This window comes from Bacillus sp. FSL L8-0199 (assembly GCF_038005705.1).
Taxonomy (GTDB): Bacteria; Bacillota; Bacilli; order Bacillales; family Bacillaceae_G; genus Bacillus_A; species Bacillus_A cereus.
Map to the genome: position 1 here is coordinate 2,736,557 of NZ_JBBOTS010000001.1, position 12,656 is coordinate 2,749,212.

Here is a 12,656-nt window from a genome sequence, read left to right on the forward strand (position 1 = left end):
TCCCCCTTATCATTCTTTTGAAAAGCAATTTTGTATATAAAAAAAACGGACAACTATTATCAAACTTTCTAGTTGTCCGCATCTTTCATTATTTCATCCCTCAATTTTTATCAGTAAAACGCCCTATTACTTTATATTTACCCAAACACTTTTCACTTCTGTATAATTATCAAGCGCATATGAACCTAATTCGCGGCCAATACCAGATTGTTTATATCCACCAAATGGTGCAGCTGCATTTTCTAAGTTATAATCATTAATCCATACTGTTCCTGCTTTTAATTTATTTGCCACTTGATGACCCGTTTTGATATTTTGCGTCCATACACCCGCAGCAAGGCCATAGGATGAGTTGTTCGCTCGTTCAATTACTTCTTCTGTCGAATCAAATGGCAGAACAACAACAACTGGTCCAAATATTTCTTCCTTAACGATTGTCATATCGTCTGTAACGTCTGTGAATACAGTTGGCTTAACGAAATAACCCTTTTCAAGTGCACGTTCACCACCAGCCGCAACTGTAGCGCCTTCTTTCTTCCCTTGCTCAATGTAATTTAACACACGCTCTTGTTGTTTCTTAGATACGAGTGGACCCATTTCCGTTTCTTTCTCCATACCTGCTCCAAGTTTTACGTTGTTCGCCATTTTCACAAGTGCATCTACTACAGTTTCATAATGTTTACGATGAACAAACACACGTGATCCTGCGCTACAATTTTGACCGTGATTATACATAATACCTTGGAATGCACCATTAATCGCTTCTTCCAAGTCCGCATCTTCTAAAATGATATTTGGTGATTTTCCGCCAAGCTCTAACGTTACATGCTTAATCATTTCTGCAGACTGACGCATAATGTACTTTCCTGTAACAGTAGATCCTGTAAAAGCAACTTTATCAATGTCGTGATGATTTACAATTGCAGCCCCTGCTTCAGGACCAAAGCCTGGTACAAAGTTTACAACGCCGTTTGGAAATCCAGCCTCTTTAAAGAGTTTCGCTGCATATAGTAAAGATAAAGGTGTTTGCTCTGCTGGCTTTAATACAATCGTACAACCTGTCGCCAGTGCAGCTCCCATTTTCCAAGAAGACATAACAAGCGGAAAATTCCACGGAATAATTTGTCCTACAACACCAACAGGTTCATGTCTCGTATAATTTAAGTAATCTTTTGAAATCGGGATTGTTTGCCCAATAATTTTTGTAGTCCATCCTGCGTAATAACGATAATTTTCTACAGTCGCTGAAATATCATCATCAAGTGCTACTTGGTATGGCTTTCCATTATCTAAAGCTTCTAGTTGCGCTAATTCTTCTCTATGTTCTTCAATTAAATCTGCTAATTTATAAATAAGATGCGCTCTTTCAGCAGTAGTCATTTCTGCCCACGGGCCAGATTCAAATGCAGATTTTGCCGCTTTTACTGCAGCATCAATATCCTCTTCTTGCGCTTCACATACGACAGCTAGAACATCTTCTGTTGCTGGATTGTACGTTTCAAACGTCTTTCCGCCAATAGCAGAAACAAATTCGCCATTAATAAACATTTTAATTTCTTCATTTAAAAACGCTTCCACTTTTGGTTTCAGCTCAATATTTGTCTTTAACATTATGTCCTCCTCCTTATTTAAACAGCTGCATGAGCTGCAATATTTGATAAAATCGTTTGAAGCTTTTGATCTTCTTCTACAGTTAACCCTAGTCTTGGATAGCGAGAAGGTCCTCCCGCTTGCCCATGTAATTCCATAGAACGTTTAACGATTTGAACATATTTCCCTGATCCTTCAAGAAACTCGCAAAGTGGTAAAATAGCATCGTTTATTTCCCACGCCTTTTCTAATTCACCATTTTGAAAATGCTCATACATTTTTGTAACGAGACCGGGAACGATATTTCCTGCTACTGAAACCCATCCCGAGGCACCAACTAAATATGATTCCATAACTAAATCTTCAGAACCACAGAAGACTTGGAAAGCCCCTTCACTTTGTCTTACTAAATCTCTCGCTTTTCGAATATCTCCGCTAGATTCTTTAATATGTGTAACATTTTCACACTCTTTTCCAATACGGAGCATTAGCTCTGTACTCATATCAACACCAGAAGTAAATGGATTATTGTATAACATAATTGGTATATTTACAGAGTTTGAGATTTCTTTAAAATGAAAATAAATCTCCTCTTCCTTCGGTTTACAATAGTAAGAGTTTATAATTAATGCACAATCCGCTCCGTGTGCTTCTGCATGCTTCGTATATTCAATTGTTTCTTTCGTCGTTTCCGCAGCAGTTCCAACAATAACTGGAATACGGCCATCAATTTCTTTCAAAACGGTTTCTACCATTTTAAATCGCTCTTCTTTTGATAAACTTACAAACTCTCCTGTACTTCCATTAATGATGATACCTGCAACGTTTTGTTCGATAAAGTAATTTACATTTTGCTTTACCCCATCCCAATTAATTTCCTGAAATTCATCCATCGGTGTTATTAATACTGGGAATGCCCCTTTAATTTTTTGCATATTTATCTCTCCTTATCACATTTTATTTTAATAAGAAACCTGCCGGAAATGGATCCGTAGGGTCTAATAGAAACGTCTGCATCCCTGTAATAAATCCTCTACTTTCAAAACGGAAAATGTATCCTAGTTCCTCCTTCTTCACTTTTTCCACAGTTATAAAACTATTAAATATACTTTCATTTTTAAAAGGTTTATCCGCCATATAATCATTTTTAAATAACGCATGAACATAGGATACAATAGTAGAAACAAAACCTGGCGAACGTACGATAAAGTTATCTTCATGAAATGTAATCGATTTTATATGGTTCTTTTCTTTTTGCGAAGGATCTACTAAAATAAGCCTTTTTATTAGCGACTGTTTTTGTATAGCCTGCAGTGTAGCTTCTCCCCATCTTTTCAATTCAGAAATGTTTTCCATGCGAATTTCTGGCGAATACGCACCTTTTTCTACAACTGCATATACTTTATCTGCTTGTATAAGAGAATAACTTACATTACCAACCTGTAAATTTTTCTCAATCATATAGCATAGTTTGCTTTCAAACGAAACCGATATAACTTCATCATTCTCTACATACGCATGAACTAAAAATATTCCACATAACGTTTCAATTTTGTATTGATTGGACTCTCTCTTTTTTAAATACCTACTTTCGAGTAACATCGTTATTACTGCAACAATGCCTCCATAATGAAGCGGAACCGAACCTTCATGATTAAAAAATAATACAGCTGCATCCACTTCATTATAGATAGATGGAACGACAATACACCCATTCAAACCGATAAAACCACGTGGTTCATTTAATAAAAGCTTCATCTCTTCTGCTAATTCACCTGAAAATTGTTCATTTAATTGCTCCAAACTGTAGTAGTATTTGCATGGTACGTCTTTCATTACACGAAATGCCTCGCCATTTACATGTACGTCTACTGCTGTATACATTTTTTGAATGTTCATTTTATATCCTCCGTTTCATGTTCCATCGGCGGAATTAGCAAAAATCCTTCTTTAAGTGGATCCATTTCATTGTAAAAAAATCTATGCATACCCATAAGCCAAGCTGATCCCGTAATTTTCGTTATGACAGCTTCAATATTTTCAACATGTGTCGTATTCATGACATATCCTTTAAATAAAGAACCAACGATACTCTCATGAATGAACTCTTCACCAATTTCGATTTCTTTCTGAGCGTATAATACAGCTAGCTTCGCAGATGTTCCTGTACCGCATGGAGATCGATCTATTCCGCCTGGTGGTACAACAACTGTATTTTTCACATGCGCACATTCATGAGTAGGATCTGTATAAAATTCAACATGCGTTAATCCTCTTATAAACGAATACTCTGGATGAGTGATTTCAAACTTCTCATTAATTGTGTTCCTTATATGAATCGCCTTATCGATGATTGTAGATGCATTTTCTGGTACTAATTCTAGACCTACTGATTTCGCATCAATAATGGCATAAAAATTCCCTCCATACGCAATATCAGCCTCTATAGTTCCAATGTCTTTCACTTGTACAGTAATATTTTTCAATAAAAAAGCTGGTATGTTACAGAAAGATACTTCTTTTGCTTTTCCATCTTGAACAGCAATATCTACTTCAACTAAGCCAGCCGGTGTATCTAGTTTTAAAGAAGTAATCGGTTCAACTACCGGAATTAAACCTGATTCAACTAACGCTGTACATACACCGATTGTATCGTGACCACACATCGGTAAATATCCACCTGTCTCTATGTATATAACACCTATATCAGCCTCAGGATGACACGGGTCTGTTAATAATGCTCCTGACATTACATCATGACCACGCGGTTCATTCATTAACAATTTTCGAATCCAATCATACTCCTTTTTCATATGTAACATCTTCTCTGCTATCGTCTCTCCAATCAACTTTGGAAGTCCACTAATTAATGTCCTCGTTGGATTCCCACCTGTGTGTGTATCAATCGTCGTAAAGACTCTTTGTGACCTCATCCGTTTAACACCCTTTCTGTAAAACGACTCAAACGAAGTGGTTCAATAGGAATAATTGTCTCTTTTTCATTTAATAACTCTTCAATTACTTTTCCAGTAACTGCTGCAAGACTAATCCCATCACCTTCATGTCCAGCGGCAATGAAATAATTCGGAATATGTTCCACTCGTGAAATAATCGGTAAATGATCTTCTGTCCACGGACGTAAACCAGCGTAAGAACGAATTACCATCATATCTGCCATTTTCGGATAAAAGCGAATTGCTCTATTTGCGATACATTTAATGACTTCATTATTTATCCTCGTATGAAATCCTACAAATTCACGACTACTACCAATTAAGAAATTTTGACTTTCAGTAGGCTCAAATACGAGCGCAACCCCGTATTTTTCAGTTAAAGCATCCACTTTTCGTTTTCCGCCAAATTTAGAAATTAAATAACCGAATTCCATTACTTTACGGCATCCTACGTGTTGTTGCCTTGAAGCTACAATAATATGCCCTTTTCTCGGTTCAATTGGTATATTTATATTTAACATCTGACCAATCTTAGGAGCCCACACACCGGCTGCATTTACAACTTGTTGTGCTGTAAAAGTTCCATTCGTAGTTTCTACAACAAATGAACCATCCGTCTCTATTTCCATACTCTTTACTTCCGTCTGCTTAAAAGCTTTTGCGCCAAACTTTTGTGCCTCTGACAGAAGCGAGAAAGCAAGGAGATATGGATTCACAGTTGAATCCGTCGCACATTCTAAACCGCCTAATAAATCATCAGCAAAAAAAGGCGACTCTTCCCTTATATCTTGCCTATCAAGCATTCGAAACGGTAATCCAGCTTCTTTTTGCCGATTTACCCATTGCTGCGCAGCTTCCATCTCTTCGTCTGACTCACATACGAGAATACTTCCTGGTGCCCTATATTCAAATGAATGCTCTAATTCTTCACTTAAATCAGTTACTAATTTTTGACTTACTAAAGACATTTGACTATCAAATCCCGGGTCTTTATCAATGGCCAAAATATTCCCATCACACCGTGAAGACGTCCCGCTGACAAATTCCCCTTTTTCAATGATTGTTACGTCTCTTCCGTATTTTGAAGTGTAATAAGCGATAGAACACCCTATTATTCCACCACCTATAATTAAAACGTCGCAGTGCCTCACAATATACTCCTCCTTTCCTAGCCCTCTCACTTTCTTTTTATGCAATTGACGTGCCAATTCTGTACATATACAATTTTTATAAATAATATTTTTATTTGTAAAAATATTTTAAATTCATAGTAAATAGGTGTATTATTTTTTTATCACTGTCAAAATTTTTATACATAACAGGAGGACATTATGGAATTCTCATTTCCGACTATACAAGAATTTTTGGAAAGCGTTTTAATCAATCATACATGTAGCCTTGATCCCATTAAGAAAATAAACGAAAGGTTTTATTACCTCCCTTCTACTACAGAAGAATATAATTGCGCAATTATTTATGTAGATGACTCATTCACTGCATTAATTGACGCTTTTTCTTATGAATTAGCTGTTATCATCCTTAACGAAAACGATGAGCCGATATGCTGTATAACTTCTCAGCAAATGATTCCATTTCTTTATAAGTCCTACAATGAACTACAGTCATTTTATGACACTGTAATACAAACAACTGACTCTTCTGTTACAGTAATTGATAGTAAAGAATGCGTTCGAACTTGGACAGATGGTGCTGAAAAAATATTTTCAGTCAACCATAATGAGATTATTGGGCAACCGATTACTCGTTTTTTTGATTATAAAGACTTGGAAATTTTACAATCTTTACATGATGGAAAAAGCATAGTCGCTCAGTTCCATCAGCCTCGTCCCGATTTATTCGTATTAATTAATTCAAATCCAGTTTATTGTAATGATGAAATTATAGGAGCAGTCGTTTCAGAAACAGATGTTACAAATCAAGTCGCTTTAAATGAAAAACTATTTAATATGTCACATGAAATGCACCGTTTAGAACAAGAAGTGGCAAAGTATAAAGATGAATCCGATCCATTCCTTGCGATGAATGGAAAAAGTCCTGTTATACAAAGAACGATACAATTAGCTAGAAAAGTTTGTTCGGTGAAATCAACTGTTTTAATACTTGGGGAAAGCGGAGTTGGAAAAGAAGTATTTGCGAAAGCAATTCATGAAGCAAGTGAAGCAGCGAAGGCGCCTTTCATTTCGATTAACTGCGGGGCAATTCCAGAAGCATTATTTGAAAGTGAATTATTCGGTTACGAGCGTGGGGCGTTTTCTGGAGCAAATAGTAAAGGAAAAAAAGGTAAAATTGAACTCGCGCAAGGCGGTACTTTATTTCTTGATGAAATAGGTGAAATGCCACTTGATATGCAAGTAAAACTGTTACGTGTACTGCAAGAGCGAAAGTATTACCGAGTTGGTGGTGAAAAAGAAATTAATATTGATTTCCGTATTATCGCTGCTACAAATCGTGATTTACAAGAAGAAATGAGAAAAGGAACTTTCCGAGAAGATTTATATTACCGCTTAAATGTAGTTAGCTTGCAGATTCCACCGTTGCGCGAAAGACGCGAGGATATTATTGAATTAACCTATTCTTTCTTAAACGATTTTTCAATCAACTATAACAGACCAATTCGTGACTTACCTTCAAGCATTATGCATGAACTGCTTCATTACAATTGGCCAGGTAATATTCGCGAACTTCGAAACGTTGTTGAACGGCTTGTGGTATTCGCAACAGACGGAATTATAAAACAAGAATATTTACCATTTCATACGACTGAAACTTTAGACAACCATACAGCCCATTCCCTATTACTCAGCAACAATAATACAATCCTTTCTTTACAAGAAGAGATGGATGAGCATGAGAAAAAAGTTATCGAAAGGGCTTTACGAATTTTAAATGGGAATAAATTAGAATGCGCAAAACAACTTGGTGTAACAAGGGCTACTTTATATAACCGTTTAAAGAAACTTGGACTTCAATAAAGAAGCAGTATGCACCGATCAGGCATTTACAGATAGCCCTCTCCTCCTCTATATTGGCATGATTTTTGCATATGTAATTTGTGAAAACCGAACTAGAGGAGGAATACACATGACAAATAAAAACAACTTAATCGTTTGTCGTTGTGAAGAGGTTACATATGGGCAACTTCAATCGACAATTGCTGAATATAAATGCTCGGCAAGAGAATTAAAACTAAGAACACGTGCTGGCATGGGATTTTGCGGTGGTCGCACATGCAGAATAATGATAGATCGAATGATTGAAAATGCGAATCCTGACGTAACTCTTAATGAACTACCGTTAAAATATCAACCACCAATACGTGCAGTTACTTTTGGATCGGTAGGTGAAAGTAAATGAGTAGAATTACACATCACCCTATTTTAGGCACTTTACAAAGTAGTAAGCGTATTACCTTTCAATTTAACGGTCATCAATACGAAGCATATGAACATGAAACGATAGCTGCTGCCCTGTTAGCAAATGGAATACGGACATTAAGAGTTCATGAAGATAGCGGAACACCGCGAGGTATTTATTGTAATATCGGGCACTGTTCCGAATGCCGCATGACAGTAAATAATCAAACAAATGTACGCGCATGCTTAACTGTTGTAGAAGAAAACATGGTTGTTGAAAGCGGGAAACAGCATCCGAATATCGTGAGAGAGATGGTGAAAAAACGATGAGTGATGTAATTATTATTGGTGCAGGGCCAGCGGGATTATCTGCTTCTATTTCTTGTGCTCGTTTCGGACTAAAAGTGCTCGTTATTGATGAATTTATGAAGCCAGGCGGGAGATTGTTAGGACAGTTGCATCAAGAGCCTACTGGAGAATGGTGGAACGGAATAAAAGAATCGAAGCGACTTCATGAAGAAGCAGAATCACTTTCAGTACATATCAGGTGCGGTGTTTCGGTCTATAATTTAGATAGAGATGAAAACAATTGGTTTGTACATACTAATATCGGTACGTTAGAAGCACCTTTCGTACTACTTGCTACTGGAGCTGCGGAATATTCTATTCCCCTTCCTGGCTGGACACTTCCAGGAGTGATGTCAATTGGAGCAGCTCAAGTTATGACAAATGTTCATCGCGTGCAAGTTGGAAAAAAAGGAATTATTATTGGTGCTAACATTTTGTCTTTCGCCATTTTAAGTGAATTGCAATTAGCGGGAATTACAGTGGATCATATTGTACTCCCTGAGAAAAGCGAGTTAAGTCAAAAAGCTGGTGAACCTGAAGAAGTTTTAAACTCTCTTTTAAATGCAGCTCACCTCGCTCCTTCTGCTTTCTTGCGAATAGGTAGCCACTTTATGAAATTTGATTGGATTCGAAAAGCTGGATTAACATTCTATCCAAACAACGGAATGAAAATAAACGGAACGCCACTTCACCTTCGGAAAGCAGCTCTTGAAATTATCGGAACAGATCAAGTTGAAGGTGTACGTATTGCTAATATTGACTCTAAAGGAAATGTTATTAATGGATCAGAGAAAATATATGAAGCAGATTTTGTTTGTATTGCCGGAGGATTATACCCACTTGCCGAACTTGCAGCTGTAGCTGGTTGTCCCTTCCATTACATTTCAGAATTAGGCGGACACGTTCCTCTCCATTCCGAAACAATGGAAACCCCTCTTCCTGGTTTATTTGTAGCCGGCAATATTACAGGCATTGAAAGCGGAAAAATTGCGATGGCGCAAGGAACAGTTGCAGGTCTATCTATTGCTAAATATGCAAGCAAAAAACGTGATATAGTCGACCAACAATTATCTCACGCCATTCAAAACGTTCACTTTGTTCGTCAGAAAGCTGCAATTCAGTTTAATCCGATGGTAGATATCGGTAGACGAAAGATGAATGAAATTTGGCGTGATTACTCATCTACATATGCACATACTAAAAAGAGCTGCTGAGATTATTCTCAACAGCTCTCTTCTCTACTCATCTGAGTTATTAATTTTCGCTAATGCGTAAATGCCTTCTTCATCATCTAATTCAAGTTGTAATCTCGCTGCGAATGGATTGACATTATATTCTCTGTCAAGCAATAAGCGTAAAGCTTCGATTAAGTTTGCTTGAATTAAAATTTGCTGGCGACCATTTACCTCTACTTCCGCAGAGAAACCGTAGTCGTCATCATACATGAGTTCAACTAATACTTCTTCTGGACCCACTTGTCTTTTTTCAGCGATATATATACAAAGCGCATTTATAAGCTCTTGTTCAGAAATTTTTATTGTTTCCATGCTACTTCATCTGCCTTCTTCTTACGTTGGTCTTTGAAGTATTTAAATGCACGAACTGCTAACATTACGATACCAGCCATTACTAACATATTTACCATAAACGCTAATACAGAACCAAGAGCTCCCATATTTGCAAATAAGCTACCCATTAGTAAACCACCAAGACCACCTAGTAATAAACCTTTCATAAAGCTTCCTTTATTACTTTTTGGTGCCGTGTTTGTTGCTTTCGTTTTTGAATCTGGAGTCGTTTTTTGAGAATTTACATTTGAGTCTTTTTTGTTTAAATCAACTTTTGACTTTTGACCTGAACTTGGTGTAAATGATTTTTTACCAGATTTGTAACTTTTCGCTGCTGCATGATCTACGAACATAAAGCTACTAGCCCCAAAGATAACCATGAATGCTGTCATTACTGCTACAAGTTTTTTCAACATATTATATCCATTCTCCTTTTATATAGATATATGTGAAATCTATCTTTCTAGTAAATTCAGAATGATAGATTTGTTTTTAAGAACATTTTAAAGGTTCTTATGAACTTATTATATGAACTTTTGTCGAAATATGCAAGTATTATTTACTTTCAACAGTTTGGTCACAAAGGAAAAATTAAGCAAAACAGAATTGACTTTAAATGAAACAAAACATATTATAAGTTCATAAGAACTTTTTATTATTTTGGAGGTGAAAAGATGGAAACATTTCATCTCACACGAAACGAAATGGCTACCCTTCTTCTATCACTAAGAGGATGGAATACGAAAAAGCCTCTCGGTATTTTACAAGAAGCTTGGGCAAAGTCACATAAAAAAGATATTGAAAGCGGACAAAGCGTTACAGCTTTTATTACTACCGCACTTTCACCTATTTTTGAAAAGCTGATTAAAATTGACGATACTGATGTCGGTTTTTCTTTAAATGAAATAGTTGCGCTTGGCAATCAGATTGAAAACACAAGTTTCTCTGTAACTGCTATGCAAAACTGGGTGAAACGAGATATAAAAGAAATGATTGGCTCTCCTCAAAAAGGGAAAAAATATTCAATTGAACAAGCAGCCTTACTATTTATTGTCGAAGATTTAAAAACAGCACTTGATTTTGAATCCATTCGTAAGCTATTACGCCTTATTGTAAATGATCCAGCTGATCGAAGTGATGATTTAATCAATCCTGTTCATTTATATGTAGCATACTCTTCTCTATTTGAAGAACTCAATCAAGGAAATTGCTTACAATTAAATGCAACAGATACCGTTCATACAATTGAAAACATCGTAAAAGAAAAAGCTGATAAAATCGCAAGTAAGTTCGATCAAATTAATAACGAACAACGCGAAGCAATTCGTAACGCTATTATTATTGCGACCCTTTCTGTACATACCGCTTATGTACAAATGTTAGCAAAGCGTTACGTAACAGCAACTTTATTTTTACAGAACTTAGATGTGAAGCCGTAAAAAATAGGAGCAGAAATGCTTCTATTTTTTTATGAAAAATTCTTAATCATCTTGTCATTATCTCTTCATGAAAACTGAACTTATATATTTTACTATAATACTTATGTGATACATAAAAGAATTGAAATAGCAATCCCCTATACAAATAAGGTATAATCTACACATAGTGAATCTTTTATGTTATTAAGTATTAGGTTCACCTATTCAAAAATACATAAACTAGAAGGTGCAACAATGGTAAGTAGTTTTATTCACTCAGTATTAACGTTTTTTGAAGGATTAGGTTATTGGGGCATTATGCTTGGACTTATGATTGAGATTATCCCAAGTGAGATTGTCCTTGCTTATGCGGGATTCCTAGTATTCAATGGTAGTATCTCATTTGTAGGTGCAGTTGTATTCGGTACAATTGGCGGCGTTATTGCTCAAATCTTTATTTATTGGCTTGGACGATACGGTGGACGACCTATATTAGAACGATATGGAAAATATATTTTCATTCATAAAAAACATATAGATGCAGCTGAAGATTGGTTTAACCGTTACGGAACTGGTGTAATTTTCACTGCACGCTTTATTCCAGTAGTACGTCATGCGATTTCAATTCCTGCTGGTATTACAAAAATGCCATTATTACGTTTCACTACATTAACAGCACTTGCAATCATTCCTTGGTCTATCATTTTCATTTATTTAGGTGAAAAACTAGGTCAAAATTGGGAGAATATAAACGATATTGCGGGACCGTATGTGAAGTCTTTCGCAATTGGCGGCGTCATACTTATCCTACTATACTTCATCCTTAAAAAATGGACAAAAAAACGTAAAAATCTTGCTTAAGATAATATAAAAACCGCTATACATTCATTGCGAATGTTAGCGGTTTTTATATTAGACTTGATTATGTATTAAAAATCGGATTATTTCTTCCTTATGCTTTAAGTCATGCTGAATGAGTGATGAAAAATAATGATTTAGCCTTACTTTTTTAGTACCAATTTGAAAGTCATCATTAAAATTATAGACAGGAATTCGCTCAATTTCATCTACTAATTGTTTACGAGTATAGCTAAACTGGTTAATAAGTTCTTCTCTTGAAATACCTGATCTCGCATATATAGTTGCACTATTATTCATTTCCTCTACATCTGTTGGGATATAAGGTATTGATTTGGCACTTAGAAAATAAGGAATTCGATACTTTATTACAAAATCATCCCAAATAATAAAATGTGAAATCACATCTGCAATTCCCCACGTACCATTTTTAAATGATTGAAACCATATATCATCATGTACTTCCTTCAATGTTTGACACCATTCTATTATATTTAACTTTTCTTCTAAAATATTTTCTTTCTTCATTATTCATTCCTTTCTCGC

At 35.9% G+C, this 12,656-nt stretch carries 14 protein-coding genes; 6 read left to right on the plus strand and 8 right to left on the minus strand.

Annotated elements, in window-relative coordinates:
• Window positions 1–126: 126 nt before the first annotated feature.
• The 5 genes from NST86_RS14220 to NST86_RS14240 are packed head-to-tail and all read right to left on the minus strand — an operon-like array spanning window position 127 to window position 5,695.
• Window positions 127–1,611 carry an aldehyde dehydrogenase family protein gene (locus NST86_RS14220; protein WP_227593165.1) on the minus strand — a complete coding sequence of 495 codons (1,485 nt, stop codon included), beginning with the start codon at window positions 1,609–1,611 and terminating at the stop codon, window positions 127–129.
• Between the two features lie 17 nt (window positions 1,612–1,628).
• On the minus strand, window positions 1,629–2,525 hold the full coding sequence (gene dapA / locus NST86_RS14225; RefSeq protein WP_001169465.1) for a 4-hydroxy-tetrahydrodipicolinate synthase: 897 nt from the start codon (window positions 2,523–2,525) through the stop codon (window positions 1,629–1,631).
• Window positions 2,526–2,547: 22 nt separating this feature from the next.
• On the minus strand, window positions 2,548–3,489 hold the full coding sequence (locus NST86_RS14230; protein ID WP_001025573.1) for a proline racemase family protein: 942 nt from the start codon (window positions 3,487–3,489) through the stop codon (window positions 2,548–2,550).
• A complete protein-coding gene (locus NST86_RS14235) occupies window positions 3,486–4,523 on the minus strand; it encodes a proline racemase family protein (RefSeq protein ID WP_001257519.1) in 1,038 nt (345 codons plus the stop codon). Before NST86_RS14235 ends, NST86_RS14230 begins: the two co-directional genes overlap by 4 nt.
• The gene (locus NST86_RS14240) at window positions 4,520–5,695 is read right to left on the minus strand and encodes an NAD(P)/FAD-dependent oxidoreductase (protein WP_016118066.1); all 1,176 of its coding nucleotides are present in this window, start codon (window positions 5,693–5,695) and stop codon (window positions 4,520–4,522) included. The genes NST86_RS14235 and NST86_RS14240 overlap by 4 nt, the downstream gene beginning before the upstream one ends.
• Before the next feature lie 180 nt (window positions 5,696–5,875).
• Here NST86_RS14240 and NST86_RS14245 point away from each other — a divergent pair, with 180 nt between their 5' ends.
• The 4 genes from NST86_RS14245 to NST86_RS14260 all read left to right on the plus strand — a co-directional run bounded on the left by NST86_RS14245 (window position 5,876) and on the right by NST86_RS14260 (window position 9,480).
• Complete coding sequence (locus NST86_RS14245) at window positions 5,876–7,537, plus strand: sigma-54 interaction domain-containing protein (protein WP_000395822.1); 1,662 nt, start codon at window positions 5,876–5,878, stop codon at window positions 7,535–7,537.
• A 109-nt stretch (window positions 7,538–7,646) separates the two neighbouring features.
• Window positions 7,647–7,919, plus strand: coding sequence for a (2Fe-2S)-binding protein (locus NST86_RS14250; protein ID WP_086392499.1), 273 nt, complete (start codon window positions 7,647–7,649; stop codon window positions 7,917–7,919).
• Window positions 7,916–8,248 (plus strand): (2Fe-2S)-binding protein, encoded by a 333-nt coding sequence (locus tag NST86_RS14255; protein WP_000087074.1) that lies wholly within the window; start codon window positions 7,916–7,918, stop codon window positions 8,246–8,248. The genes NST86_RS14250 and NST86_RS14255 overlap by 4 nt, the downstream gene beginning before the upstream one ends.
• Window positions 8,245–9,480, plus strand: a complete 1,236-nt coding sequence (locus NST86_RS14260; RefSeq protein WP_016118067.1) for an NAD(P)/FAD-dependent oxidoreductase — start codon at window positions 8,245–8,247, stop codon at window positions 9,478–9,480. Before NST86_RS14255 ends, NST86_RS14260 begins: the two co-directional genes overlap by 4 nt.
• A gap of 24 nt (window positions 9,481–9,504) precedes the next feature.
• Here NST86_RS14260 and NST86_RS14265 read toward each other — a convergent pair whose 3' ends face one another.
• Window positions 9,505–9,813 (minus strand): YxcD family protein, encoded by a 309-nt coding sequence (locus NST86_RS14265; protein ID WP_000447748.1) that lies wholly within the window; start codon window positions 9,811–9,813, stop codon window positions 9,505–9,507.
• On the minus strand, window positions 9,801–10,250 hold the full coding sequence (locus NST86_RS14270) for a hypothetical protein (RefSeq protein ID WP_000914478.1): 450 nt from the start codon (window positions 10,248–10,250) through the stop codon (window positions 9,801–9,803). Before NST86_RS14270 ends, NST86_RS14265 begins: the two co-directional genes overlap by 13 nt.
• A 258-nt stretch (window positions 10,251–10,508) precedes the next feature.
• Between NST86_RS14270 and NST86_RS14275 the strand changes: the two genes are divergently transcribed.
• Window positions 10,509–11,273, plus strand: coding sequence for a DUF1836 domain-containing protein (locus NST86_RS14275; protein WP_000447231.1), 765 nt, complete (start codon window positions 10,509–10,511; stop codon window positions 11,271–11,273).
• A gap of 234 nt (window positions 11,274–11,507) precedes the next feature.
• Window positions 11,508–12,113 (plus strand): DedA family protein, encoded by a 606-nt coding sequence (locus NST86_RS14280; RefSeq protein ID WP_061664652.1) that lies wholly within the window; start codon window positions 11,508–11,510, stop codon window positions 12,111–12,113.
• 51 nt (window positions 12,114–12,164) lie between these two features.
• Here the strand turns inward: NST86_RS14280 and NST86_RS14285 are convergent, their stop codons facing one another.
• The gene (locus NST86_RS14285; RefSeq protein WP_144575659.1) at window positions 12,165–12,638 is read right to left on the minus strand and encodes a DinB family protein; all 474 of its coding nucleotides are present in this window, start codon (window positions 12,636–12,638) and stop codon (window positions 12,165–12,167) included.
• Window positions 12,639–12,656 lie beyond the last annotated feature (18 nt).